The organism is Pseudomonas sp. RHF3.3-3 (assembly GCF_048069595.1).
Classification (GTDB): domain Bacteria; phylum Pseudomonadota; class Gammaproteobacteria; order Pseudomonadales; family Pseudomonadaceae; genus Aquipseudomonas; species Aquipseudomonas fuscovaginae_B.
The window spans coordinates 3,698,814-3,725,660 of the sequence record NZ_CP182250.1 but is presented as its reverse complement, the minus strand read 5'-3'; the positions used below and the strand labels follow the sequence as shown (position 1 = coordinate 3,725,660).

Sequence of the window (26,847 nt, the reverse complement as noted above, 5' to 3'; positions counted from 1 at the left end):
GGCCTTTGCAGAAATGCGATTCAAGGGACGGGGGCCGATCTCCCGACCTCATGCCGAGTACCCCATACATGTCCGATGCAACTGCCGCCACCGGCCTGGCGAAACTGGAAGCACGCCTGCGCCAGGATCTCGACTGGCTCGATCTGCCCGCCAAACCCTGGGTCAAGCCACGCCTGCACGACGGTCAAGCCGTGCTGGACGTGGCGATCATCGGCGGCGGCATGGCCGGCCTGACGCTGGCTGCCGAGTTGCGCCACCAGGGGGTGGCGGCAGTGATCTTCGATCAGGCGCCCGCGGGCTTCGAGGGGCCATGGGCGACCACCGCGCGCATGGAAACCCTGCGCTCGCCAAAACAGCTGACCGGGCCGGCCCTGGGCTTGCCGGCGCTGACCTTCCGCGCCTGGTTCGAGGCGCAATTCGGCCTGGAGGCCTGGGAGCGCCTGGACAAGATTCCGCGCCTGCAGTGGGCCGATTACCTGCGCTGGTATCGCAAGGCCCTGGCGCTGGAGGTGCGCAACGAACACCGGGTGAGCCGGGTGGCGCCACGCGCCGACGGCCTGGTGGAACTGCAGGTGCAGGCTGGCGCCCAGACGCAGCAGCTGCTCGCCCGCCATGTGGTGCTCGCCACCGGCCGCGATGGGCTGGGCGGGCCGTGGGTTCCGGACCTGGCGCGGGCACTGCCCTATGAGCTGTGGGCGCACTCGGCGGACGGACTGCGCAACGAGTGGTTCGAAGGCAAGCGGGTTGCGGTCATCGGTGGCGGCGCTTCGGCCATGGACAGTGCGGCGACCGCACTGGAGGCCGGCGCCAGCCGGGTCGACCTGCTGATCCGTCGCGCCGAGCTGCCGCGCATCAACAAGGGCAAGGGCGCCGGCAACCCGGGGATGACCCATGGTTACTGGCGGCTGCCGGCGGCCTGGAAATGGCGCCTGCGCAACTATCTCAACACCCAGCAGGTGCCACCGCCACGGGGCAGTACCTTGCGGGTCTCGCAGTCGGGCCGCGCGCGTTTTCTGCTGAACAGCCCGCTGCTGGCCGTGCAGGCAAACCCGGCCGGCGGCGTCTGGCTGGACACGCCGACCGCGCGTCTGGAAGCCGACTTCGTGGTGTTCGCCACCGGCTTTCGCACCGACTTCCGTCTGCGCCCGGAGTTCTCGCCGTTTTGCGCGCAGGTACGGACCTGGCGCGATCGTTTCGAGGCCCCGGCCGACGAGGCGGACGCGGAGCTGGCGGAACTGCCGGACCTGGGCAGCAACTTCGAGTTCCAGGAAAAAATCCCCGGAAGCTGTCCCGGCCTGAATCACATCCACTGTTTCAGCTATCCCGCCGCCCTCAGCTTCGGTGCGGTATCGGGCGACATTCCGGCGATCAGCGAGGGCGCCAAGCGATTGGCCCAGGCGCTGATCGGCGAGTTGTTCAACGCCGATATCGAGCAGCACTACGCGGCCATGCGCGACTACGCCGAACCGGAACTGCTGGGTGACGAGTGGGTTGCCAGCCAGCCGGACGCCCACGAGATGCGGCAATGATCGGCTGGACCCTGCGCCGGCTGGGCCAGTCGCTGCTGGTCATCTGGCTGATGACACTGGTGGTGTTCATCGGCCTCAATGCGATCGGCAACCCGATGGACATCCTGGTCGGCGAAGACCTCAACCAGGCCGAGCGCCTGCAGGCCATCGCCCACCTGGGGCTGGACAAGCCGCTGTGGGAGCAGTACCTGATCTTCCTCAAGGGCGCCGTGCACGGCAACCTCGGGCAGAGTTTCGTCTATCACGAAGACGCCATGCGCCTGATCCTGCAACGCCTGCCGGCCACCTTCGAACTGGCGTTCAGCGCGCTGTGCCTGGCGGTGCTGATCGGCGTACCGCTGGGCCTGTTCGCCGGGACATACCCCGAGCACCCGCTGTCGCGACTGATGATGGCCGGCAGCATCATCGGTTTCTCGCTGCCGGCATTCTGGGTCGCGCTGATGATGATCCTGCTGTTCTCGATCACCCTCGGCTGGCTGCCGGCCAGCGGCCGTGGCGCCACCCGTGAGCTGTTCGGCGTGCAATGGTCGTGGCTGACCCTCGACGGCTTGCAGCACCTGTTGCTGCCGGCGCTGAACCTGGCGCTGTTCAAGATTTCCCTGGTGCTGCGCCTGACCCGCGCCGGCGTGCGAGAGGTGCTGCCCCAGGAGTTCGTCAGGTTCGCCCGGGCCAAGGGCCTGTCACCGCTGCGGGTGATGGTCATGCACGTGCTGCGCAACACCATGATCCCGGTGGTGACGGTGCTGGCGATGGAACTGGGTTCGACCATCGCCTATGCGGTGGTGACCGAAAGCATCTTCTCCTGGCCGGGCGCCGGCAAGCTGATCCTGGACAGTATCAACACCCTGGATCGTCCGGTGGTGGTGGCCTATCTGATGGTGGTCGTGGTGATTTTCGTCGTGCTCAACCTGGTGGTCGACGGTTTGTATTACCTGCTCGACCCACGTGTTCGTATCGAGGCTGGCCGATGACCGCCGTGCTCGCCCATCGTTTGTCAGCGCAATCGCCGTGGCGGCGGGTGCTGGTGGAGTTCCTCGGCTCCCCCTCGGCCGTGACCGGCCTGGTGCTGTTGCTCGCGGTGATGCTGCTGGCGCTGCTGGCCCCCTGGATCGTGGTGCAGAACCCCTATGACCTGATGCAGCTCAACGTGCTGGATGCGCGCCTGCCACCGGGCAGCGCCAATATGGACAGCGGCTACACCTACTGGCTGGGCACGGACGGGCAGGGCCGCGACCTGGTGTCGGCGATCCTCTACGGGCTGCGCATCAGTCTGTGGGTGGGCATCGGCTCGGCGCTGATCGCCGCGCTGATCGGCACGCTGCTCGGGTTGCTGTCGGCCTACGTCGGCGGCTGGGTCGACGCCTTGCTGATGCGCCTGGTCGACCTGCTGCTGTCGTTCCCGGTGATTCTCATGGCGCTGATGATCCTCGCCTGGCTGGGCAAGGGCGTGGGCAACGTGATGCTCACCTTGGTACTGCTCGAATGGGCCTACTACGCCCGCACGGCCCGTGGCCAGGCGCTGACCGAGAGTCGTCGCGAATATGTCGACGCCGCGCGGGGGCAGGGCATCGGTTCGTGGCGGATCGTCATCGGCCACATCCTGCCCAACTGCCTGCCGCCGCTGATCGTCATCGGCGCGCTGCAGATCGCCCGGGCGATCACCCTGGAGGCGACCCTGTCGTTCCTGGGCCTGGGGGTGCCGGTGACCGAACCCTCGCTGGGCCTGCTGATCGCCAACGGCTTCCAGTACATGCTCGGCAACGAATACTGGATCAGCCTGTTTCCGGGCCTTGCGCTGCTGATCACCATCGTCGCGATCAACCTGGTGGGCGACCGCCTGCGCGATGTCCTGAACCCGAGGCTGCAACGATGAACCTGCCTGAATCGGCGATTGTCGCCGCAACGGACAAGACCGGCGTGCCGACGCTCGAAGTGCGCAACCTCTGCACCTCGTTCCACACCCGTGCCGGCGTGTTGCCGGCGGTGCGTGACGTGTCGTTGCGGGTGCAGCCGGGGCGCATTCTCGGCCTGGTGGGCGAATCCGGCTCCGGCAAGTCGGTCACCGGTTTCTCCATCCTCGGCCTGGTCGATGCACCCGGGCGGATCAGCGGCGGCCAGGTGCTGTTCCAGGGGCGCGACCTGACCCGGCTCTCGCCATCGCAACGGCGCGAGTTGCAGGGCAACCGCATCGCGATGATCTTCCAGGACCCGATGATGACCCTCAACCCGGTGCTGCGCATCGATACACAGATGATCGAGGCGGTGCGTGCCCATCGACCGCTGGGCAAGCGCGAGGCCCGTGAGCACGCCGCGCGCACCCTGGCGCGAATGGGCATCGCCAGCCCCGAGGAGCGCCTGCGCGCCTATCCCCATCAACTGTCCGGCGGCATGCGTCAGCGCGTGGCGATTGCCATTGCCCTGTTGCATGCGCCGGACCTGATCATCGCCGACGAGCCGACCACCGCCCTCGATGTGACGATCCAGGCGCAGATCCTCAGCCAGGTGCAGCAACTGGTGCGCGAGCAGGGGACCTCGTTGATCTGGATCACCCACGACCTGTCGGTGGTGGCCGGCCTGGCCGACGACGTGGCGGTGATGTACGCCGGGCGTATCGTCGAGCAGGGCACGGTCGGCGATGTCCTCGACCAGCCGCAGCACCCCTATACCCAGGGCCTGATCGACAGCCTGCCCAGCCGCAACAGCCGAGGCCAGCGCCTGCGGCAGATCCCCGGCATGGCGCCGGATCTGCTGTCGATGCCCGTCGGCTGTGCCTTCGCCGCCCGTTGCGCGCGGGCTTCGCCGTTGTGCGCGGCAGAACCTCAGCCCCTGCAGATGCCACGTGGACGGATCGTCCGCTGTTTTCACCCGGGAGCCGCCGATGCGCAGTGAGCAGATACCTCTCATCGAGCTGAACCAGGTCAGCAAGACCTTTGGCAAGGCGCCTGGCGAGCGTACCCTTCAGCACCTGCTGCAACGCCTGTGCCTGACCCGCCCGCAACTGCGGACCCACGCCGTCGACCGGGTCGACCTGCGCATCGCCCGCGGCGAAGTGGTCGGGCTGGTGGGCGAGTCGGGCTGCGGCAAGTCGACCCTCGGGCGGATGGTCGCCGGGTTGCTGCCGGTGTCCTCGGGCAGCGTCCGGGTCGACGGCCTCGACCTCGACAGCCTGACGGCCGGGCAGCGCCAGGCCGTGCGCCTGAAGGTGCAGATGATCTTCCAGGACCCGTCGGCCAGCCTCAATCCGCGCCTGCGGGTCGATCGTATCGTCGGCGAGGGCGCGCTGTTGCACGGTCTCACCGACCGGCGCGGTTTCGACGACTACGTCTGTGCCCAGCTCGAACGTGCCGGGCTCGACCCGCAGTTGCGCCAGCGCTATCCGCACCAGTTCAGCGGCGGCCAGCGCCAGCGCATCGGCATTGCCCGGGCCCTGGCGGTGCAGCCGCAACTGCTGGTGTGCGACGAGTCGGTGGCGGCCCTGGATGTGTCGATCCAGGCGCAGATCCTCAATCTGTTCATGGACCTGCGCGACCAGCTCGGCCTGACCTACCTGTTCATCAGCCACGACCTTGGCGTGGTCGAGCACCTGTGCGACCGCGTGGTGGTGATGTACCTCGGCCGGGTGGTGGAGAGCGCGTCGGTGGACGAGCTGTTCGCCCGCGCCAACCACCCGTACACCCAGGCCCTGCTGGCGCAGATTCCGCGCTTCGATGTCCGCAATTCCCGTTATGACGCGATCCAAGGGGAAATCCCCAGTCCGCTGAGCCCGCCCGGCGGGTGTCATTTCCATCCTCGCTGCCCGCGCGCCACGGCGCGTTGCCGCGAGGAAGTTCCAGCCCTCAGGGAGGTTTCGCCGAACCACCTGAGTGCGTGTCACCTCAACGAGCATCCCTGAACGGGCGCGCTGATGCCCGGCATGCTTTTCGCCATTGCGTACAAGGAATCACCCATGCAACCACGTGTTCGCTCACTGATCGCCTCGGCGCTGCTCCTGGCCGCCGGCGGCGTCTCGGCCCAGGACCTGCGCATCGGCTACGCCGACCCGGTTTCCTCCCTCGACCCGCAACTGAACAACTATGCCGGCGACCGCTCGGTGGCGCTGCACGCCTTCGAGTCACTGGTCAATCGCCACGATGACAAGACCCTGCCGGGCCTGGCCAGGAGCTGGAAGGTGCTCGACCCGACCACCTGGCAGTTCGAGCTGCGCGACGACGTCAAGTGGCAGGACGGTACGCCGCTGACCGCCGACGACTTCGTCTTCTCCTTCGAGCGGGCGCGCAACGTGCCGGGCAGTGTCGCTTCCTACGCCGGGGCCACGCGCACCGTGGAGTCGGTGCAGGCCAAGGATGCCCATACGCTGCTGATCAAGACCCGCACACCGAACGCCAACCTGCTGCCCGATGTCGACTCGATCTACATCGTCAGCCGCCATGCCGGTGCCACCGCCAGCAGCGCCGACTACAACTCGGGCAAGGCCCTGATCGGCACCGGGCCGTATCGCTTCGTGTCCTACGTGCCGGGCGATCGCACGATCTTCGCGCGCAACGACAGCTACTGGGGCCCCAGGCCGACCTGGGACAAGGTCGACTTCCGCTTCATCGCCAACGCCGCCAACCGCACGGCGGCGCTGCTGGCCGGCGATGTCGACGTGATCGACAAGGTCTCGCCGACCGATGTCGAGCGCCTGCGCAAGACCCCGGGGATCAACGTCTTCGCCTACCAGGGCCTGCGCGCGCTGATCATCCAGCCGAGCTTCCGCGAGGGGCCGAACGAGTTCGTTCGCGACAACAGCGGCAAGCCACTGGCGCAGAACCCGTTGCGAGACGTGCGGGTGCGCAAGGCGCTGTCGCTGGCGATCAATCGCCAGGCCATCGACCAGCGCATCATGCAGGGTACGGTCACCGAGGCCAACCAGTGGATGCCGGCCAACACCTTCGGCTACAACCCGCAGGTGAAGAACATTCCCTACGACCCGAAACAGGCCAAGGCGTTGCTGGCCGAGGCCGGCTTCCCGGACGGCTTCCAGCTGACCGTGCACGTTCCCGGCGACCGCTACCCGCAGGCACCGGAAACCTTGCAGGCGGTGGCCCAGTTCTGGACCCGCATCGGTCTCAAGGTGCAGTTGGAAGTGCTGCCCTGGGCGGTCTACGCCGGCAAGGCGAACAAGAACGAGCTGGCGGTCAGCGTGATCGCCTGGGGCAATGGCACCGGCGAGGCGGCCTATGCGCTGACCAACATCCTCACCACCGTCGACAGCAGCAAGGGGCAGGGCGCCTCCAACTGGGGGCGCTACAGCAACCCGCTGGTGGACAAGGCGCTGATCGATTCCACCGCCGAATTCGATGAGGCCAGGCGGCGCAAGATCCTCCAGGATGCGGTGAAAGTGGTCAGCGACGATGTCGGCATCATTCCGCTGTTCCACTACCAGAATATCTGGGCTGCGCGCAAAGGCCTTAAGGTCGAGCCGCTGGTCAGCGACCGTACCGCGGCGCTGATGGTCACCGAGCAACCTTGAACCCAATGCCTTCCTGCCTGGGCGGGAAGGCTGTCATCGATCCGCAGGAAACCTCATGTCTTCCATCACCGCCAACGCTGTCGTGCCCGATCTGCTCGACAGCCTGCTGAACCTCCAGCCCGGCACGGCCTTGCACGACGTACGCCATGCCCGGGAGAAAGTCGTCTCGGCGACCCAGGGCAGCCAGGAGCTGTTTTTCGCTGCCGAACTGGGCAACAACCTGTCGCTGTGCGAGCGCCTGTGGGTGGCCTACTACGCGGCGCGACTGACTCCGCAGGCGGCGCTCGCCGCGCACTACCTGGCGCAACTGCATGAACAGGGTATCGACAACACCACCCTGGCCAGCATCGACGCGGGAAACCTCGAAGCGCTGGGCGATAGCCGCCTGGCAGCGATACTGGGTTTTACCCGTACGCTGATCGAGTCCCCGGTACATGGCGACAAGGCTGCACTGCGAACGCTGCAACAGCAGGGGCTGAGTACCGAAGAGATCGTCGTCCTGGCGCAGTTGATCGCCTTTGTGTCCTACCAGGTCCGCCTGGCCGCCGGCCTCACGGCCTTGTCCCGCGCAGGAGCCGCCTGATGAGCGAACCGATCCGCAGCAATGGTTTCACCAACGAAGTGCTGGGCTGGAAAGCCTGGCTGCCGACCATCGACCTGCAAAGCGCCACGCCGGAGCAGATCGCGGTGCTCGAAGAGAGTCACCCGCAGGCCAAGACCTCGGACTATTACCTGACCCTGGGCCATCACCCGGACATCCTGCGCCAGCGCTCCCAGGCGTTCAACGCGATCATGTACGCCCCGGGCGGCCTGTCCCGCGCCGAGCGCGAACTGGCCAGCACCGTGGTCTCGCGGATCAACCGCTGTGTCTATTGCGCCTCGGTCCACGCGCAACGCTTCGAGCAGTTGGCCAAGCGCAACGACGTGATCCGCGAGATCTTCGCCGACCCGGCCATGGCCGGCACGACGCCCCGCGAGCGGGCCATCGTGCAGTTCTCCATCGACCTGACGCTGGCTCCGGCGAACCTGGGCGCCGGTCACATCCTGGCACTGCGCGAGCATGGGCTGGACGATGGCCAGGTGCTGGACCTGATCCATGCCATTTCGATCTTCGCCTGGGCCAACCGGCTGATGCTCAACCTGGGCGAGCCGGTGTTCCCCCGGCAGGCGTGACGCCCGGAGGGGAGGCAGGGCGGGGCGAAGCCTGCGGGCGCAGGCCTCAATCGACGAGAATGATCTTCGACACCAGCTCGACGCTGTTCCTGGCCTGGAGTTTCTTCATCAGCCTGGCGCGGTGGACTTCCACGGTACGATGGGAAATCTGCAGCTGCTTCGCCACTTCCTTGCAGGTCAGGCCCTTGACGATGTGCATCGACACCTCACGTTCGCGGGGCGTGAGGTCCACGGCGATGCGCTGCATCCGGCCCAGGCGCTCCAGGTGCCAGACGATCAGCTTGAACGGGTCGCTCGGGGTCAGGGTATAGCCCTGCGACCTGGCCCAGAACACCTCGCCGTCCTTGCGCTGCAGCAGGCGCTCATCGGAGTAGGAACCGCTCTTGCTGCGCCGCAGCCCGTTGCGACTGCGAGTGCCGAAGGCCCGGTAGTCATCCGGGGAAGGATGGATCAGCAGGGTCAGTTGTCCCAGCAGCTCTTCGCGCGAGTAACCGAACAGTTCCAGGAAGGCGGCGTTGCAGTCGAGTATCACACGGTCGCCGGTGATCAACTGGGGGGCGGGTGACGCCATGAATGCCAGGCGCTGCAGATCCTGTTGTTGCACGATAGCGCTCATTGACATCCTGATTCGGTGGGGGCGTTGTTATTGATGAGCCCAAGGCTGGCTTACGTACCCCATGTACGTAGTTGTACCAACTGGCGAGCGATCCCGTTGGTATTCCATTGTAATCGATGCTTCAGCCAATCCAAGAAGGAAATCGCCATGATCCATGACCGTGTCCCCATTGTCGCGGCCAGCTGTTTGCCTTTCGCGTGTCCCGGCGATTGTGCCGCCAACAGGGAAAAGGCCCGCACCTCGCTCCTTCAGGCACGCAGGAGCTGAGCAATGAATATCGCCAACTGGCTGGATGACGCCGGCCGGCGTTGTCCGCAGCGGCCCGCCTTGTTCGAGGGAACGCGGGAGGTGGCCGACTATGGCACTTTTGCCGCACTGGTCCGCCACCGTGCCGCCTATCTGACCGGCGAGCACGGCATCGTTCCCGGCGACCGCATCGCGTTGTTCATGCCCAACTGCTGTGAATACCTCGAACTGCTCCATGCCATCTGGTGGGTCGGTGCCGTGGCGGTGCCGATCAACTGCAAGCTGCACCCCAGCGAAGCCAGCTGCATCATCGGCGACGCCCAGGCCCGGCTGATCTTTACCGATAACGGCGGACTGTTCCCGCGCGAGGCCTTGCCCCGCGGATGTCGTGAGCTGGAACGGGAGGACATGGGCGCGCTCGCTCCGATGGATGCGGTACTGCCGGACACGCCCTGCCCACGGCATGCCGACGACCTGGCGTGGCTGTTCTATACCTCGGGCACGACCGGGCGTCCCAAGGGGGTGATGCTCAGTCATGGCAATCTGGTTGCCATGTCGCTGTGCTATCAGTTGGATGTCGACCCGGTCAGCGCCGAGGATGCCGTGCTCTATGCCGGGCCGATGTCCCATGGTTCCGGCCTGTTGAGCTGCATCCACGTGCGCTGCGGCGCCCGTCACGTAGTCCCGGATTCCCGCGGTTTCAACGCCGATGAGTTGTTCGAGCTGGCCGCACGACTGGAGCGTGTCTGTGTCTTCGTGGCACCGGCCACGCTGCGGCAGATGGTCGAGCAGGCCCGCCGCCAGGGCTATGGCGGCGAGGGCATCAAGACCATTGTCTATGGCGCCGCGCCCATGTACCTGGCGGATCTGGAAGAAGCGCTCGACACGTTCGGTCCGCGGCTGGTGCAGATCTACGGTCAAGGCGAAAGCCCGTTGATCAGCAGCCTGTCCCGTGAGGTGGTCGCGGCTCGAAGCCACCCCGACTGGACCAGGCTGGCCGCGTCCGTGGGGCGGGCCCTGGCGTGCCTGGAACTGCGTGTGCTGGACGCCGGACATGAGCCGCTGCCGTGCGGGCAGTTGGGGGAAATCGCCGTGCGTGGGCCCACGGTCATGCGCGGCTACTGGGGGACCGACCTGGCAACACGGCGTACCCTGGTGGATGGCTGGTTGCTGACCGGCGACGTGGGCTTTATCGACGATGCCGGCTACCTGACGCTCACTGACCGGGCCAGGGACGTGATCATCAGCGGTGAAGTCAACGTGTATCCAAGGGAGGTCGAGGAAGTGCTGGCGCAGCATCCGCAGGTCTTCGATGTCTGCGTGGTGGGGCAACCCGATGCCGAGCTGGGCGAGTCGGTGGTGGCGTTCGTCGTGCCACGTAGTGCCGGGACGCTCGATGAATCCTCGCTCGACGCCTGGTTCATCCAGCGCATGGCGACATTCAAGAAACCGAACAGGTACATCCTCTGCAGCACCTTGCCCAGGAACAACGTCGGCAAGATCCTCAAGACCGAATTGCGCCAGTGGCTCAAGCGCCATGCCGGCGAGGCCTGCATTCCCTGAGGGTGGTAGCGGCGGTGCGAGCGATGGCGATGCGGGCCCAGGCGCGATGATCGCCGCGAGCGCCCGCATCAGCCCATCGTCTGCTCCTCAGAGGTTCTTGCCGCCGCGCTCCATCCAGCCTCCGCCCAGGGCCTTGTACAGATTGACCTCGGCGCTCAGTTGCGCCAGCCGGTCGGTGATCAGGGTCTGTCGGGAACTGAACAGCGAGCGCTGGGCATCGAGAAAGGTCAGGCTGTTGTCGACGCCGACGCGATAGCGACGCTCGGCCAGGCGGTAATACGCCTGGTTGGCCTGTACCAGAGCGTCCTGCGCCTGCAGTTGGTCCTTGTAGGTCTGGCGGGCGGCCAGGCCATCGGAGACCTCCTGGAAGGCGGTCTGGATCGATTTCTCGTACTGCGAAACGCGGATGTCCTTCTGGATCTTCGCGTAGTCCAGGCTCGCCCGCAGGCTGCCGGCGTTGAAAATCGGCAGGTTGATCTGCGGCTGGAACAGCCAGCTTCCCGAGCCGCCCTTGAACAGCCCCGACAATTCATTGCTGGAGGTGCCCGCGTTGGCGGTGAGGGTGATGCTCGGGAAGAACGCCGCGCGGGCGGCCCCGATGCTGGCATTGGCCGACTGCAGCTGGTATTCGGCCTGGAGAATGTCCGGACGTCGCTGCAGCAGGTCCGAAGGCAGCCCCGCCGGCAGTTCGGCGATCCAGTCGGCGGCCAGCGGCTGGCTGGACGGGCTGTCCGCCACCGGTGCTCCCACCAGCAGGGTCAGGTTGTTGAGGTCCTGGGCGACCTGGCGCTGGAAGGTCGCCAGGCTGGCCCTGGCGCTCTCCACCGAAGTGCGCGACTGGCTAAGGGCCAGGGCCGAGGCCGTACCGACCTGGTTGCTGTGTTCGGTCAGGCGCAGGCTCTGCTCGTAGGAGGCGAGGGTGTCCCGGGTCAGGGCCAGCAGTTCCTGGTCGGCGCGCCAGGTCAGGTAGGCATTGGCGACACTGGCGATCAGGCTCAGCTGGGTACTGCGGCGGGCCTGCTCGGTGGACAGGTAGGTCAGCAGGGCCTGGTCGCTCAGGCTGCGGACACGCCCGAACAGGTCCAGCTCGTAGGCGCTGATGCCCAGCGTCACCGAGTTGCTGTGACTGATGGCCGCCTTGCCGGTCTGAGTGATGCTGGCCGGCACGCGCTGGTGCGTGCCGCTGCCAGTGGCGCTGATCGCCGGGAACAGGTCGGCGCGCTGGATCCGGTATTGCGCCTGGAAGGCCTCGACGTTGAGGGCCGCCACGCGCAAGTCGCGATTGTTGCGCAAGGCGCTTTCGATCAGTTGTTGCAGTGTCGGGTCGCGAAACAGCTCTCGCCAGCCGACGTCCGCCGCCAGCGTCGCCGGGGCCGTGGCCTGATCGGGTGTGCCGGGGTATTGGGCGGCGACCGGCGCCGCCGGGCGCTGGTAGTCCGGAATCAGCGAGCAACCGCCCAGGGCCAGCGCGGCCAGCAACCAGGGACTGAGGGATCTGTTCATTCTGCTCCTATCATCCACTTGGCCAATCCATGTCGCCCGCTGACACCCAGTTTGGCGGCGGAGCGCTTGAGGTAGGTTTCAATGGAACTGTTCTTGACGCAGAGTTTCTCCGCGATCTCGGGTACGGTACCGCCGGCCAGCAATCCCAGGCAGACCTCCTTTTCCCGTGCCGACAACGTGATCTCGCAGGCACTTAAGCGCTCACCGAACTCCTGTTGCAGTTGTGTCTGTTCCAGGCTCGAGGCATGGGCTGTCTTGCCCTGCGGGTTTCTGGCGCTGGCCTGTCGACAGGCACGGGCGTGTCTTTGCGCCAGCGGCAGCAACGTCTCGGAGAGGCATTTGAGGAAGGACAGCTCCTGCAGGGAGTAATCGCGTTCCACCCGCGGGCGGTGCAGCGAGATCACGCAGCAACGGTTGGCCTTGCGTGAAATGAGACTGCATTGATGGGACGTGCCGAGGCAATTGTTGTCTTTCTCGTCTTTCATCCGGGCGTTCAGATGAATCAGCAGTGCGTCCTGCACCTCCAGCACCCGTTTGACCAGAGGGTGGTCGTTGCGGTGCATGGCGTTGGTCGGACAGACCGCCTGCATTTGCGGGCTCAATTCGAGGCCCGCATGCCCCAGCAGTTGGACATCGACAACCGACGACTGGCTGTCGTCGACGGTCCATTCGCTGAGTTCGATCCGGCTGACAGCCACCGAGGCGTTGACCAACTGATGCATGTTGCTCAGAAACGTCTCGTCCCCGATGCTGGAAATCAGTCTCCCCAGTTCTTGATAGATATGGGCGTTCTTTGCTTCTTTGACATTCGTTCGTGGGCTCATATGCTGATCCTGCATATCAGTAATAGCTTGCAATTCTGTCGGCAGGGCAGAGGCGATCCGTCCATTACCCTTCGACGCTCAAACCATTTCTTGCCTGATACCTGGCAGCCCAGGCATGACGTGTGAATCCATCCACAAAAACGATTCAGTACTGAATCATTAGACCCAGCTACGTAGGATAAGTCTGTAGTAGAAAACAGGGACATCCTACACGGCTGAGCCGGCGCCAGTTTAGCTGGCGCCGACTTTCCCAGAGTGAAGCGCTTCTCCATCAGGATGATTGAACGGCACTCTCCCTCAACGCCCGGGAGATCGCCTGGCCCAGGGCCCCGACATGGGGTGGCTGGACCAGCGTGTTGTGCGTTCCGGGAAGTGCCGTGACGACTGGCGCGGCTTCCAGCAACGCCCCCCAACCCAACAGCGGATCGTTGCGTTCCTGCCCGCTGGCGGTGAACAGCGAGACCTTGAGCGAGCTGGCCGGGCTCACATAGGCGCCAATGGCCAGGCGTATCGCATAGGCCACCGCGAGATGGCTCCGCAGCAGGTCGGCATCGACGTCCTGGGGCAGCTCTTGCGGAAGCAGGCGATGAGTCATGCACAACGCCAGCATCGCCTCGATGGCATTCTCCTGCGCCAGTGCGGCCAGTTGCTGCCGCACCTGGGGTTCGACCTGCGTAGGCAGCCAGGCCATCAGGAACTGCGCTTCGCTCAAGGACTGCGCCGGGGCCGGCTCGGGACGTGCCGAAGCGTCGATGATGCCGACGAACTCCAGGGACTCACCCGCGGCCTGCAACTGCCTGGCCATTTCATAGGCGATCAGGCCACCGGCCGACCAGCCGGCGATCCGGTAAGGGCCTTGCGGCTGGACCTGGCGAATGGCTGCCAGGTAGCGCGCGGCCATGGCCGGCACCTCGAACAGCGGCGTTTCCCCGGCGACCAGGCCACTGGCGGCGAGGCCGTAGACCGGTACCTGCGGGTCCAGTGCCGGAGCCAGATCGCGGGCATACTGCACTTCACCGCCCAGGGGGTGGACCAGGAACAACGGTCGTTGCGAGCCCGTGCGGCGCACAGCCACCAGGTTGCCGTGCTGACCGGGACGCGCCTGGCCGTCCAGGGTCCGGGCGAAGCCGGCGATGGTCGGCTCGACGAACAGGTCACGCACCGCGATCGGCTTGCCGAGCACCTTGCGCAGGCGCGAGGCCATCTGCACGGCCATCAGCGAAATACCGCCGAGGCTGAAGAAATCGTCATGCCGGCTGACCTGCTCCAGTTTGAACAGCTCCTTCCAGAGTTGGGCGATGGCGATTTCGGTATCGCCCAGCGGCGCCTCGTAAGGCCGCGGCTCGGGCCGCGGCTCCTCGACCGGTGCCGCGATCGCCACGGCATCGGCCGAACGCGGCAATGCCGGCGTGTTCTCCAGCAACTGGCCGATGGACTGCTGTGCATCGCCCAGCAGATTTTCCAGGACCTTGGCAAACAGCTCGGCAATGGCCTGCACGGTGCTGACGTCGAACAGGTCGCTGGCGTATTGCAGGCTGCCGCGGATACGTTCGCCGGTGTCCACCAGCGACAACGACAGGTCGAACTGCGTGGTGCGGTGGGCGCTGTCCAGGGACGCCACCTGCAGCCCGGGCAGTTGCAGCGGAGCCGGTGGGGTGTTGTCCAGGCTCAGCATCACCTGGAACAACGGACTGTGGCTCATGCTGCGGGTCGGTTGCAGGGCGCTGACCACCTGCTCGAAGGGCAGGTCCTGATGGCTGTAGGCCGCCAGGGTCAGGTCCTTGATCCTGCCGAGCAGGTCGCTCACCCGCAGCTCGCGGTCGGTACCGATACGCAGCGCCAGGGTGTTGGCGAAGAAACCGATCAACGACTCCAGTTCCGGCCGCTGGCGGTTGGCCACGGGGGTGCCGACCACCACATCGTGCTGGCCGCTGAGGTGGTGCATCAATACCGACCAGCCGGCCAGCAGCACCATGAACAGCGTGCTGCCCTGGGCCTGGCTGAAGGCGCGCAGGTCGGCGCTCAGGCTTGGCGAGAAGGCGCACTCGACGATGCCGCCGGCATAACTCTGGATCGCCGGACGTGGCCGATCCAGCGGCAGGCTCAGCAGAGTGGGCGCACCCTCCAGGTGTTTGCGCCAGAAGTCGACCTGGGCCTGCAGCGCCGGGCCGTCCAGGGCCTGACGCTGCCACGCGGCATAATCCACGTACTGCAGCGCCAGGGCCGGCAGCGGATCCTTCTGCCCCTGGCTGAAGGCGTTGTACAGCACGCTCACTTCATGGGCCAGGACACTGTTGGACCAGCCGTCGGAAACGATGTGGTGCAGGGTGATCAGCAACACATGCTCGTCGTCCGCCACTTGCAGCAGTTGGCCGCGCACCAGCGGCCCCTGGCTCAGGTCGAACAGTTGTGTGGCATTGTCCTGGCCGAGACGGGCCAGCGTGGCCTCGCGGGACTCGGCCGACAGCGCACGCAGGTCCTGTTCCGTCAGCGGGAAGCGGGTATCGGCCGGAGCGATTTTCTGCAGCGGCTCGCCATCCACCAGTTCGAAACGGGTGCGCAGGGTTTCGTGGCGCATGACCAGGCGATCCAGGGTCGCCTGCAAGGCCACCTTGTCCAGCCGGCCGCTCAGGCGCAGGGCCATCGGCAGGTGGTAGGCGGCACCGGCGGCGTGATCGAGGTGATCGAGGAACCACAGGCGTTGCTGGGCGAACGACAGCGGCAGCCGACCCGAGCGGTTGGCCCGGGGAATCGATTGTGCCTCGCTCGGTGCGCTGGCGTTGACCAGCGCGGCCAGGCCCCGCACGGTGGGGTCGTCGAACAGCTCGCGCAGGCTGATCCGGGCGCCGAGCTTGCGGCGCAGCCGCGAGAGCAACTGCACGGCCAGCAGCGAGTGTCCGCCCAGTTCGAGGAAACCGTCATGCCGGCCGACCTGGTCCAGGTGCAGCAGGCCTTTCCAGATCTCGGCGATGGCCTCCTCGGTCTCGCCTTGCGGCGCCTCGTAGGCCTTGCTGGCCAGGGCGTCCTGGCCAGGAGCGGGCAGGGCGCGACGGTCGAGCTTGCCGTTGGCGGTCAATGGCAGCTTGTCCAGATGCACAAAGGCGCTGGGCACCATGTATTCCGGCAGACCGCCCAGCAAGGCACTGCGCAACTGCTCGGCCGGCACCGGCTCGCCGCAGACATAGGCGACCAGCCGCTGGTTATCCGAGTCACCCTGGCTGTCATCGCGGGCGATGACCACCGCTTCGCGAACACCCGGAACCGCCAGCAGGGCATTCTCGATTTCCCCCAGTTCGATGCGGAAACCGCGGATCTTCACCTGGAAGTCGTTGCGACCCAGGTATTCCAGGGTGCCGTCGGCCAGCCAGCGACCCAGGTCGCCGGTCTTGTACAGGCGGGCCCCGGGCACCTTGCTGAAGCGGTCGGCGATAAAGCGTTCGGCACTCAGCGCGTCGCGGTTGAGGTAGCCACGGGCCACACCGACGCCGCCGATATGGATTTCCCCGGCCACGCCCAGCGGCGCGGGCTCGCCCCGGGCATCGAGGACATGCACCTGGACGTTGGCGAACGGCCGGCCGATGCTCGGTTTCTCTCCGAGGTCGCGGATCAGGTCGAGGGTCGCGTCCACCGTGCACTCGGTCGGGCCGTACATGTTGTAGAAGCGGATACTCTGGCAGTTGCGCAGCTTCTCCCAGGTACTGGCGTTGATTGCCTCGCCACCGAGCAGCACGCTGACCGGCTGGTAGCTGCGACGCTCCAGCAGGCCGGCGGCGAGCAGGGTGTCGAGCTGCGACGGGGTCGAGTCGAAGGCGTGCACCTGGTGCTGTTCGAGGAAGTCGAGCAGCTCGCTGCCGCTGGCGCGGATCAGTTGCGGGATAATCACCAGCTTGTGCCCGGAGAACAGCTGCGAGATGCCCTTGATCGACATGTCGAAGAAGAAGCCGGCATTGAGCGCCACGGTGGCGGGTGTCGGGCAGTGCTGGTGGGTGGTGCGGGTCAGCACGTGCCAGAAGTTGAACACCGAGCGGTGCTCGACCATCACGCCCTTGGATTGGCCGGTGGAGCCGGAGGTGTAGATCACATAGGCCAGGTGCTCAGGCGTCAGGTCCGCAACGACCGGGTTGGCGTCGAAGGCCTCATCCTGTACGGCCTGCAGCGATTCGGCGGTGTCCAGCAGCAACAGCGGCAGGTCGCCGGCCGGCAGCGATAGCGCGGCCTGGGTCAGCACTGCCCGTGGCTGGCTGTCCTGGAGCATGAAGGCCATGCGCTCGGCCGGGTGGGCCGGGTCGATGGGGACATAGGCGGCCCCGGCCTTGAGCACGCCGAGCAGGCCGACGATCATGTCGAGGCTGCGTTCGGCGCAGATGGCCACGCGTTCGTCCGGTTGTACGCCGAGTGCCAGCAGTTGCCGGGCCAGATGGTTGGCGCGGCGGTTGAGCTGGCGATAGCTCAACTGGCGGTCTTCGCAGACCAGGGCCACGGCGTCGGGGTTGGCACGGACCTGGGCCTCGAACAGGGCATGGATCGGCTGGGCCGGTCCGAAGTCGGTGGCGGTGTCGTTGAAGTCGTTGAGCAACCGTTGCCGTTCGGCTTCGGGCACGACCTTCAGGTCGGCGGCCGGGCGTGCGGGGTCCTGTTCAAGGGCATCGACCAGTTCGGCAACGGCCTGGCCCAGGTAGGCCGCGATGCAGTGCGGGTCGATGCCGCTGATCGATTGTGCGGTGAGGGAGAACACCTCGCCGACGTTGGCCACGGCAATCTCGATCGGATAGTTGGTACGGGTTTCCGAGGCGAGGAAGTGGATGCCGTCATGGTCCGCCATGTCCTCGACGTCCTCCCCGGAGGCGTTGACCAGATCGCCGTGGCGGCAGTTGAGGATCACCGTGAACAACGGCAGCGCGGCATCCACCGCACTGCATCGCTGGGCCAGGGCCAGCGGCGCCTGTTCGTGGGTCAGCAGTTCGCTGAGCTGCTGGTAGGCATCCTGGACGATATCGCGCACGCTGGTGTGTTGCAGGCGAATGCGCATCGGCAGGGTGTTGATGAACATCCCCAATGCCTGGTCGGCGCCGGTGGTGCCCTGGGAACGGCCCGACAGCACGGTGCCGAAGATCCCGTCGTCGCGTCCGCTGGTGGCCGCGACCACCAGGCCCCAGGCCGCATGGAACAGTACCGAGGTCGGTACGCCCTGGGCCCGTGCACTGCGGTGCACGCGCTGGCTGAGGTCTTCGCTCAGGTGCTGCACCGAACGCTGGATCCCGGCACCGTTGCCATGCACATCCAGCACGCCGTAGGGCGCAGTGGTGGCGTCGACATCCGCCAGCAGGCGGCGGAAGTAGGCTTCATGCTCGGCCTGGGAGATGCTGGCGGCCTGGGCGATAAAATTGCGGTACGGCTGGGACGGTGGCAGTTGGTCGGCCTGCCCGGCCAGGACCGCCTGGATCTCGCGCATGATCAGGCGCAAGGTCACGTTGTCGCTGACCAGGTGATGGTCGAGCAACGCCAGCAGCCACTGTTCGCGCGGGGCATCGTAGGTGACGTACGCGGCGATCAGCGGCGCCTGTTGCAGGTCCAGGCGCAAATGGTGGGTGTCGGTTCGTTCACGCAGCATCTGCAAGGCGTCCACGCCGGGCGCGCAGTCGAGTGTGACCACCGGCAGCCGGGCGCGACGATGGACCACCTGCACCGGTTGCGGCAGGCCTTGCCAGCGCAGGGCGGTACGCAGGATGTCATGGCGGTCGATCACCACCTGCACCGCGCCGAGGAAGTCATCGAGCAGGGTGCGGCTGGTGAAGGTCACCACGGTGCGCATCAGGTAGGCATCGCCTTCGGACTGCAACAGGTGGTGGAACAGGATGCCTTCCTGCAAGGACGACAGCGGGTAGATATCCTGCACGTTGGCCGCGCCACCGGGCACATCGGCGACGATCTGCTCGATCTCCTGCTGGCTCAGGGTCACCAGCGGCAGCATGTCCGGCGTCAGGGCCGTGCAATCGGCCGGGATCAGGTTGGCCGGCACCTGCCGTTCGGCATTGTCGCCACCGGCCAGCACGGTGGCCATGGCTTGCAGGGTCGGTGCCGAGAACACCGTGCGCACGTCCAGTTGCAGGCCGGCCTGGCGCAGGCGCTCGATCAGGCTGATGACCAGGAAGGAGTGACCGCCGAGTTCGAAGAAGTGATCCTGGCGCCCCACACGCTCGATACCGAGCAGTTCCTGCCAGGCCTGGGCCAGGGTGAGTTCGATCTCGCCCAACGGCGCCTCGTAGTCGCGGCTCACCGCGGCATCGCGGTCCGGTGCCGGCAGCGCCGCACGGTCCAGCTTGCCATTGGTGGTCAGCGGCCAGGCGGCGAGGGTCACGAAGGCACTCGGCAGCATATGTTCGGCCAGGACGCTGGCCAGATGGCTGCGCAGGGCCGAGGCATCGAGGCTGCTGCCGTCCTCGGCGATCAGGTAGGCCACCAGGCGTTTGTCGCCGGGTTGGTCCTCGCGCACGATCACCATGGCTTCGCGCACACCGGTGCAGGCCTGCAGTTGCGCTTCGATTTCACCCAGTTCGATACGGAAACCACGGATCTTGATCTGCGAGTCGTTGCGACCGACGTAGACCACGCCACCATCGGCACGGTAGCGGGCGACGTCACCGGTGCGGTAGAGCCGCGCACCGGGGAGGTCGGAGTAGGGGTCGGCGATGAACCGTTCGGCATTCAACGCGTCGCGGTTCAGGTAATGCCGGGCGACCCCGGCACCCCCGATGTAGATCTCGCCATTGACGCCCACCGGTACCGGCTGCTGGTAGTCGTCGAGGATGCGCAGGCACAGGTCCGGCAGCGCCGGGCCGATCAGGCTGGGCGCGGCGGCGTCGATCTCGGCCTGGCTGACCGGGTAGTAGGTGGCGTGCACGGTGATCTCGGTGATCCCGTACATGTTCACCAGGCGGGTACGCGACAGCGGGGTGGTCGCCGTCCACGGCCGCAGGCTGCGGAAGTCCAGGGCCTCGCCACCGAAGATCACTTCCCGCAGCGCATGCTCCTGCGCGCTGCGGCCGCGGGCTTCGATGAACTGGCGGAAGGCGCTCGGCGTCTGGTTCAGCACCGTGACCTGCTGCTGGCAGACCAGCGCGTAGAAGTCGTCCGGCGAACGGGCGACGTCACTCGGCACGATCACCAGCTTGCCGCCGTAACTCAGGGCGCCCCAGATTTCCCAGACCGAGAAGTCGAAGGCGAAGGAGTGGAACAGCGTCCAGGTGTCGTTGTGATCGAAGTCGAACAGCTCGGCGGTGGCGTCGAACAGGCGGGCGACGTTGCCGTGTTCCACCAGCACCCCCTTGGGCAGGCCGGTGGAACCCGAGGTGTAGATGACATACGCCAGGTGCCGTGGTGTCAGGCCCAGCTCATCGGCCTGTGGGTTGCGGTCGAGGCTGCTGTCACTGGCGGCGTCCGCGCGGTTGAGCTCATCGAGTGTCAACACCGGTACGGCATGCGGCGGCAGGGCGTCGAGGCAGTCGGCCTGGGCCAGCAGCGCCACTGGCGCGCTGTCGTCCAGCAGGTAGCCGAGGCGTTCGGCCGGGTAGGCCGGGTCCAGCGGCACATAGGCCGCGCCGGCCTTGAGCACCGCCAGCACCGCGCAGAGCAGGTCGACACCGCGCAACGACAGGATTGCCACCCGGTCATCGGGGCGCACACCCTGGGCGAGCAGGGCACGGGCGATGCCGTTGGCGCGGCGGTTGAGCGCCTGGTAGCTCAGTGTCTGTTCGCCGAAGACCAGGGCGGTGCGTTGTGGGTGCGCTTGCGCCTGGGCTTCGAAACGCTGGTGAATCAACTGCTCGACCGGGAACACCGCCTTGGGCGGCCGCAGGGCCGGCGAGGCCTGGCGTTGCGCCGGGGTCAGCAAGGGCAGGCCGAGCACCGGCTGCTCGACATCCGCCACCAGCGCCTCGAGCAGAGTCTGGAAGTGCTGGGCGAAGCGTTCGACAGTGCCGCGGTCGAACAGGTCGCTGGCATATTCGATCACCCCGCTCAGGTTGCCGCCTTCGCTGCCCAGGGTCAGCATCAGGTCGAATTGTGCGGTTTCATGGGCCTGGGCCACGGGGATCACGTTCAGCCCGGGCAGGCTTTGCTCGGCACCGACCGGCGTGTTGTCCAGCGACAGGGCGACCTGGCACAGCGGGTTGTGGCTCAGCGAGCGCGGTGGCTGCAACGCCTCGATCACCTGCTCGAACGGAATGTCCTGATGCTCCTGGGCCGCCAGGAGGGTCTGACGGACCTGTGCCAGCAACTGCCCGACGCTCGGGTTCTGCCCCAGGTCCACGCGCAGGGCCAGGGTATTGACGAAGAAACCGATCAGGTTTTCGGTTTCGGTGCGGCCACGGTTGGCCGTCGGCACACCGATCACCACGTCGCGTTCATTGCCCAGGCGGGCCATCAGCACCGACCAGGCACTGAGCAGCGCCATGAACAGGGTGACGTTGTTGGCCTGGCAGAAGCGTTCCAGGCGCTGGTACAGCGCCGGAGCGATCTGTACCGGCACGTCGCCGCCGCGGTAGCTCTGCACCGCCGGACGTGGCCGATCGGTGGGCAGCGACAGCAGCGCCGGCGCTCCGCCGAGGTGGCCGCGCCAGAACTCGGCCTGTTCGGCCAGGTACTCGCCGGTGAAGGTGCGACGCTGCCAGGCGGCATAGTCGGCATACTGGATCGACAGCTCCGGCAGCGGGTCCGGTTGGCCCTGGCTGAAGGCCCGGTAAAGCTCGGTGAATTCCTTGACCAGTACGCCCACCGACCAGCCATCGGAGATGATGTGGTGCTGGGTGATGAGCAGGATGTGCTCGTCATCGGCCAGGCGCAACAGGCGTCCGCGAATCAGCGGGCCGCGTTGCAGGTCGAAGGGCTCCGTCGCTTCATTGTTGCCGATGCGCGAGGCACTGAGGCTGGCCTGCTCGTAGGACAGCGCGCGCAGGTCCTGTTCGGCCAGGCTGAAACCGCAATCGGCCGGGGCGATGATCTGCACCGGCTGCTCGCCCTGGCGCTGGAAGGTGGTGCGCAGGCTTTCGTGGCGCGCCACCAGGCGGTCGAGCGCGGCTTTCAGCGCGCTGCGGTCGAGATCGCCACGCAACAGCAGCGACATCGGCATATGGTAGGCACTGCTGGCACCGGGATCGAGCTGGTCGAGGAACCACAGGCGCTGCTGGGCGAACGACAGCGCCAGTGGCACGTCGCGCTCGACGACGGTGATGCTGTCGCTGGCGGCCGTTTGCAGGCCACTGACCACGCGCGCCAGCTCCGCCACCGTCGGATGGCTGAACAGCTGGCGCAGCATCATCTCGCCGCCCAGTTGCTGGCGTACGCGGGACACCAGTTGCGCGGCCAGCAGGGAGTGGCCGCCGAGTTCGAAGAAACTGTCGTGGCGACCGACGCGCTCCAGCCCCAGCAGTTCCTGGAAGATCTGCGCCAGGGCCTGTTCGGTGGGACCTTCGGGCGCGGTGTAGCCGCGCTCGGACATGGCGTCCAGATCCGGCGCCGGCAGCGCGTCCTGGTCCAGCTTGCCGTTGCCGGTGAGCGGGTAGGCGGCCACACTGACGAAGGCCGTGGGAATCATGTAGTCGGGCAGGGTGGCGCCCAGTTGCTTGCGCAGCGCTGCCACGTCCAGGCGGTTCGAGGATTGCGGGATCAGGTAGGCGATCAGGCGCTTGCCCTGGGCCGCATCATCGCGGGCCAGCACCCGCGCCTCACGCACGCCGTCGCAGGCCAGCAGTTTGGCCTCGATTTCCCCCAGTTCGATACGGAAGCCGCGAATCTTCACCTGGGCGTCCATCCGGCCCAGGTGAATGATTTCGCCGTTGTCCAGCAGCTTGCCGAGGTCACCGGAGCGGTACAGGCGTTCGCCGGGGCGCATTGGGTCGGCGATGAACCGTTCGGCGGTCAGCGCCTCGCGGTTCAGGTAGCCGCGGCCGACCCCCAGCCCGCCCACGCAGATTTCCCCGGCCACGCCGATCGGCAGCAGCCGTTGCTGGGCGTCGAGGATGTAGGCCACGGTGGTCGGGATCGGCCGCCCGACATTGGAAATGCCGGCGGCGATGTCCGCCGCGCCGATCGCCTTGTAGGTCACGTGCACGCAGGTTTCGGTGATGCCGTACATGTTCACCAGCGCCACCTGGGGGAAGGCACGATGGAAGGCATCGAGCTTGCCCAGTTCCAGGCTTTCACCGCCGAAAATCACATAGCGCAGGCGTTCCAGGCGTACATCGTGGCCGGCCAGTGCGGCCGCGCTCAGTTGCAGGAAGGCCGACGGCGTCTGGTTGAGCACACTCACCTGTTCACGTTCGAGGAACGCCAGCAGTTCCCCCGGATCGCGACGCAGGGCCTCGGGCACCAGGGTCAGGCGGCCGCCGAAAAGCAGGGCACCGTACATTTCCCAGACCGAGAAGTCGAAGGCGTTGGAATGGAACAGCGACCAGACATCCTCGGCACTGAAATCGAAGGCCGAGCGATTGTTGTGCAGCAGGCGTACCACGTTGCGGTGTTCGAGCAACGCGCCCTTGGGTTCGCCGGTGGAGCCCGAGGTATAGATCACATAGCACAGATGGTCCGGGGCGTTGAGGTTGGGCAGGTTGGCCAGATCCCGGGGACTGCCCCCGGTGTCCGCGTGGGCGTCACTGGAGAAGACTTCGATCCCGAGCGCCAGCAGCGCCGGGCTGGTTTCCCGGCCGGCGACGGCCTTGCGTGCGCCGCTGTCGCGCAATACGTAGGCGATACGCTCGGCCGGCGAAGCGGGATCGATCGGTACGTAGGCGGCGCCGGCCTTGAGCACCGCCAGCGTGGCAACGATCATGGCCAGCGAGCGTTCGAGGACGATGGCCACCAGTTCCTGCGGCTGGACGCCGGCATCGCGCAGGCTGTGCGCCAGGCGGTTGGCCTGTTCGTTGAGCTGGCGATAGCTCAGGCGTTCCTCGCCCAGGTTGACGGCGATACGGTCCGGCGTCTGGCGGGCCTGCTCCTCGAAGATCTGGTGCAGGGTCAGGGTGTCGGGCCAGGCGGCCTCGGTGTCATTGAAATAGAGAATCTGCCGCTGGCGCTCGACCGCGTCCAGCAGGGCGACATCATCGACCCGCAACTGCGGGGTGTCGACGAGCGCCTGCAACAGGCGCACGTAGTGCCGCATCAGTTGGTGGATGAACTCGGGGTCGAAGAAGTCGGCGTTGTAGGCCAGGTGCCCGCGCCATTGCTGTTCGCCGGCATCGATCAACAGGTGCAGGTCGTTCTTGCCATAACCCAGGTTGGTTTCCAGGGTATTGACCTCGAGCCCGGCCACCAGGGTGCGCTGGTTACTGGCCTGCTGGAAGTTGAACAGCACGTCGAACAGTGCGGTGCGGCTCATGTCCTTGGCCGGATTGAGCGCCAGCACCAGTTGGTCGAACTGCATGTGCCGATGCCGCCGGGCGTCGGAAAGGGTGCCGGCGGTCTGCTCCAGCAGCGCCAGCAGGGTGGTGTCGCTGTCGCAGTGGCTGCGGATCACCACCAGGTTGTCCAGCGGCCCCACCACGTCCTGCAGGGCCGGTTCGCGGCATGCCGCGCTGGTGCCGACGACCAGTTCGTCGTGCCCGGCATAACGCCGCAGCAGGGCGGTGAAGGCACTCAGGGCCAGGCTGTCGGTACCGACGCCGACCTCGCGGGCCAGATCGCCGAGGCGCTTGACCAGCGCCGCCTCGATGACGAACTCATGGGTGGCTTCGGTGAAGACATGGACCGCCGCCCGTGGGCGGTTGAGTGGCAGTTCCAGGGCCTGCAGCTTGCCACGCAGCTGGTAGGACCAGTAGGCACGCAGGTTTTCCAGCACGGCGGCGGGCAACTGGCGTTGCCAGGCGGCGAAGTCGGCGTAGCTCAGGGCCAGCGGCGGCAGCAGGGCCTCGCGCCCGGCGCAGGCGGCTTCATAGAGCGCCAGCAGGTCGCGCTTGAGCAACTGCAGGGAGGTGCGGTCGGCCAGCAGGTGATGCACGGCCAGGGCCAACACGGCGTCGTTCCCGTCGGCGCGCACCAGGCTGGCACGCACCAGGCTGCCGCCGTTCATTTGCAGTGGGCGGCGGGTCTGCGCCAGCGCCAGGGCACTCAGCTCGCCCGGGGCCGCCTGGAACTGTTCCAGCGTCAGGCTGGCCGCTGCGTCGAAGCTCTGCCAGGCGGTGGCACCGTCGGAATGCACCCGGCAACGCAGGATGGCGTGACGGGCCAGCAGCCCGTCGAGGGCCGCTTGCAGGGCCGCGACATTCAACTCGCCGGACAGCTCCAGCAACAGGGCGACGTTGTGGTAGACCGGGTTGGCTTCATACAGGTAACCGGTTTCGAAGGTATCGACGAACCAGACGCGCTCCTGGTGATAGGACAGCGGCGTGCGCTGCGCGACCGGCGCCTGCCGGGTGACTTCGGGCAGGCTCGGGGCCGGGTCCAGTTCCAGGGCGCCGATGCGGGTCTGCGGGGCTTCGGTGAAGCAACGCAGCAGGCGCTCGAAGCGCGCCGCCAGGCGTTCGATGGTGCCGGCGTCGAACAGCGCGGTGGAGTACGACAGGCTGCAGGACAGGCTCGGACCGCCTTCATCGATGTGCAGCGACAGGTCGTGCTGGGTGTTGTCCTTGTGCGACGGCAGGAACTGCAGGTTCAGCCCCGGCAACTGCAACTGCCCGCCGGCACCGCCGGCATTGGTGTAGAGCATGGTCTGGAACACCGGGCTGTAGCTGGCGCTGCGCGGTGGCTTGAGGGCTTCGACGATCTGCTCGAACGGCGTGTCCTGGCGGCTGGCGGACTCCAGCATCAGTTCCCTGACCTGTTGCAGCACCTGATCGAGGGTCGGGTTGGCGTCCAGGCGCACGCGCAGGGCCAGGGTGTTGACGAAGAAGCCGATCAGCGCCTGCACCTCCGGGCGGTCGCGGTTGGCGGTCACGGTGCCGATCACCACGTCCTGCTGGCCACTGATTCGGCCCAGCAGGACCGCCCAGGCGGCCATCAGGGTCATGAACGGAGTTGCGGCGCGGGACTGGGCGAACTTGCCGATGGCCTCGGACAGCGCCACCGGCAGGTCGAAGCCCAGGGTCTCGCCCTTGTAGCTCTGCACGGCCGGGCGCGGCCGGTCGGTGGGCAGGGTCAGCAGGGCCGGGGCACCGGCCAGTTGGCTGCGCCAGTACTCGACATGCCGGTTCAGGCGTTCGCCCTCCAGCTGCTGGCGTTGCCAGGCCGCATAGTCGACATATTGCAGGGTCAGGGCGGGCAGCGGGTCGGGCTGACCGGTACTGAAGGCCTGGTACAGCGCGGCGAATTCCTTGACCAGCACGCCGATGGACCAGCCATCGGAGATAATGTGGTGCTGGGTGATCAGCAGGCGATGTTCATCCTCGGCTAGGCGCAGCAGGCTGCCGCGGATCAGCGGGCCGTGGAGCAGGTCGAAGGGCGCCGCCGCTTCCTGCTCGCTCAGTTGCACGGCCTGTTGTTCGGCCTGGTCCCGGGGCAGGTGGCGCAGGTCGTGCTCCACCAGGTTGAAGCCGCAGTCTGCCGCGGCAATGACCTGCACCGGCTGCTCGCCCTCGCGGCGGAAGGTGGTGCGCAGGCTTTCATGGCGGGCAACCAGGCGATCGAGGGCGGCCTTGAGGGCGTTGCGGTCCAGCGGGCCCTGCAGCACCAGTGCGGCCGGCATGTGATAGGCGGCACTGGCCGTCGGGTCCAGCTGGTCGAGGAACCAGAGGCGTTGCTGGGCGAACGACAAGGCCAGCGGGCCGTTGCGGTCCACCGCAGGCATGGCGTCAGGGACGGTATCGATGACCCGTGTCGCACCGCGTTGCTTGAGCAGACGAAGCAGTGCGGCACGTTTCAACTGGTCGAGACTATCGTTATGTGAATTCAATT

At 66.6% G+C, this 26,847-nt stretch carries 13 protein-coding genes; 9 read left to right on the top strand and 4 right to left on the bottom strand.

Annotation, left to right across the window (positions count from 1 at the left end):
- Positions 1–68 precede the first annotated feature (68 nt).
- From ACMGT0_RS16425 to ACMGT0_RS16390, 8 genes are read left to right on the top strand one after another with little or no spacing between them, the layout of a single operon-like run.
- Positions 69–1,529, top strand: a complete 1,461-nt coding sequence (locus tag ACMGT0_RS16425) for a SidA/IucD/PvdA family monooxygenase (RefSeq protein WP_416768994.1) — start codon at positions 69–71, stop codon at positions 1,527–1,529.
- Positions 1,526–2,500 carry an ABC transporter permease gene (locus ACMGT0_RS16420; RefSeq protein WP_054058372.1) on the top strand — a complete coding sequence of 325 codons (975 nt, stop codon included), beginning with the start codon at positions 1,526–1,528 and terminating at the stop codon, positions 2,498–2,500. The genes ACMGT0_RS16425 and ACMGT0_RS16420 overlap by 4 nt, the downstream gene beginning before the upstream one ends.
- Positions 2,497–3,402, top strand: a complete 906-nt coding sequence (locus ACMGT0_RS16415; protein ID WP_054058371.1) for an ABC transporter permease — start codon at positions 2,497–2,499, stop codon at positions 3,400–3,402. Before ACMGT0_RS16420 ends, ACMGT0_RS16415 begins: the two co-directional genes overlap by 4 nt.
- Positions 3,399–4,418 carry an ABC transporter ATP-binding protein gene (locus ACMGT0_RS16410; protein WP_416768993.1) on the top strand — a complete coding sequence of 340 codons (1,020 nt, stop codon included), beginning with the start codon at positions 3,399–3,401 and terminating at the stop codon, positions 4,416–4,418. The genes ACMGT0_RS16415 and ACMGT0_RS16410 overlap by 4 nt, the downstream gene beginning before the upstream one ends.
- Positions 4,408–5,421 carry an ABC transporter ATP-binding protein gene (locus ACMGT0_RS16405; RefSeq protein ID WP_416768992.1) on the top strand — a complete coding sequence of 338 codons (1,014 nt, stop codon included), beginning with the start codon at positions 4,408–4,410 and terminating at the stop codon, positions 5,419–5,421. The genes ACMGT0_RS16410 and ACMGT0_RS16405 overlap by 11 nt, the downstream gene beginning before the upstream one ends.
- Positions 5,422–5,475: 54 nt before the next feature.
- Positions 5,476–7,041, top strand: coding sequence for an ABC transporter substrate-binding protein (locus ACMGT0_RS16400; protein ID WP_054059184.1), 1,566 nt, complete (start codon positions 5,476–5,478; stop codon positions 7,039–7,041).
- A 55-nt stretch (positions 7,042–7,096) separates the two neighbouring features.
- Positions 7,097–7,624 (top strand): CMD domain-containing protein, encoded by a 528-nt coding sequence (locus ACMGT0_RS16395; protein ID WP_054059183.1) that lies wholly within the window; start codon positions 7,097–7,099, stop codon positions 7,622–7,624.
- Positions 7,624–8,214: a peroxidase-related enzyme gene (locus tag ACMGT0_RS16390; protein WP_054059182.1), complete on the top strand. Its 591-nt coding sequence runs from the start codon at positions 7,624–7,626 to the stop codon at positions 8,212–8,214. The genes ACMGT0_RS16395 and ACMGT0_RS16390 overlap by 1 nt, the downstream gene beginning before the upstream one ends.
- A gap of 46 nt (positions 8,215–8,260) precedes the next feature.
- On the opposite strand, the gene ACMGT0_RS16385 is transcribed toward ACMGT0_RS16390, so the two are convergent.
- Complete coding sequence (locus tag ACMGT0_RS16385) at positions 8,261–8,830, bottom strand: LuxR C-terminal-related transcriptional regulator (RefSeq protein ID WP_152973041.1); 570 nt, start codon at positions 8,828–8,830, stop codon at positions 8,261–8,263.
- Positions 8,831–9,100: 270 nt separating this feature from the next.
- Here ACMGT0_RS16385 and ACMGT0_RS16380 point away from each other — a divergent pair, with 270 nt between their 5' ends.
- Positions 9,101–10,639, top strand: coding sequence for an AMP-binding protein (locus tag ACMGT0_RS16380; protein ID WP_416768991.1), 1,539 nt, complete (start codon positions 9,101–9,103; stop codon positions 10,637–10,639).
- Between the two features lie 87 nt (positions 10,640–10,726).
- Here ACMGT0_RS16380 and adeC read toward each other — a convergent pair whose 3' ends face one another.
- From adeC to ACMGT0_RS16365, 3 genes are all read right to left on the bottom strand, one after another.
- On the bottom strand, positions 10,727–12,142 hold the full coding sequence (gene adeC, locus ACMGT0_RS16375) for an AdeC/AdeK/OprM family multidrug efflux complex outer membrane factor (protein WP_054059179.1): 1,416 nt from the start codon (positions 12,140–12,142) through the stop codon (positions 10,727–10,729).
- Complete coding sequence (locus tag ACMGT0_RS16370) at positions 12,139–12,966, bottom strand: helix-turn-helix transcriptional regulator (RefSeq protein ID WP_054063317.1); 828 nt, start codon at positions 12,964–12,966, stop codon at positions 12,139–12,141. The genes adeC and ACMGT0_RS16370 overlap by 4 nt, the downstream gene beginning before the upstream one ends.
- Before the next feature lie 271 nt (positions 12,967–13,237).
- Complete coding sequence (locus tag ACMGT0_RS16365) at positions 13,238–26,845, bottom strand: amino acid adenylation domain-containing protein (protein WP_416768990.1); 13,608 nt, start codon at positions 26,843–26,845, stop codon at positions 13,238–13,240.
- Positions 26,846–26,847 lie beyond the last annotated feature (2 nt).

What these genes read in the sequence shown, in the direction of transcription:
- ACMGT0_RS16385 (WP_152973041.1), bottom strand. Translation starts at nt 8,830, where the DNA reads ATGAGCGCTATCGTGCAACAACAGGATCTGCAGCGCCTGGCATTCATG.
- ACMGT0_RS16390 (WP_054059182.1), top strand. Translation starts at nt 7,624, where the DNA reads ATGAGCGAACCGATCCGCAGCAATGGTTTCACCAACGAAGTGCTGGGC.
- ACMGT0_RS16425 (WP_416768994.1), top strand. Translation starts at nt 69, where the DNA reads ATGTCCGATGCAACTGCCGCCACCGGCCTGGCGAAACTGGAAGCACGC.
- ACMGT0_RS16420 (WP_054058372.1), top strand. Translation starts at nt 1,526, where the DNA reads ATGATCGGCTGGACCCTGCGCCGGCTGGGCCAGTCGCTGCTGGTCATC.
- ACMGT0_RS16405 (WP_416768992.1), top strand. Translation starts at nt 4,408, where the DNA reads ATGCGCAGTGAGCAGATACCTCTCATCGAGCTGAACCAGGTCAGCAAG.
- adeC (WP_054059179.1), bottom strand. Translation starts at nt 12,142, where the DNA reads ATGAACAGATCCCTCAGTCCCTGGTTGCTGGCCGCGCTGGCCCTGGGC.
- ACMGT0_RS16380 (WP_416768991.1), top strand. Translation starts at nt 9,101, where the DNA reads ATGAATATCGCCAACTGGCTGGATGACGCCGGCCGGCGTTGTCCGCAG.
- ACMGT0_RS16410 (WP_416768993.1), top strand. Translation starts at nt 3,399, where the DNA reads ATGAACCTGCCTGAATCGGCGATTGTCGCCGCAACGGACAAGACCGGC.
- ACMGT0_RS16395 (WP_054059183.1), top strand. Translation starts at nt 7,097, where the DNA reads ATGTCTTCCATCACCGCCAACGCTGTCGTGCCCGATCTGCTCGACAGC.
- ACMGT0_RS16415 (WP_054058371.1), top strand. Translation starts at nt 2,497, where the DNA reads ATGACCGCCGTGCTCGCCCATCGTTTGTCAGCGCAATCGCCGTGGCGG.
- ACMGT0_RS16370 (WP_054063317.1), bottom strand. Translation starts at nt 12,966, where the DNA reads ATGAGCCCACGAACGAATGTCAAAGAAGCAAAGAACGCCCATATCTAT.
- ACMGT0_RS16400 (WP_054059184.1), top strand. Translation starts at nt 5,476, where the DNA reads ATGCAACCACGTGTTCGCTCACTGATCGCCTCGGCGCTGCTCCTGGCC.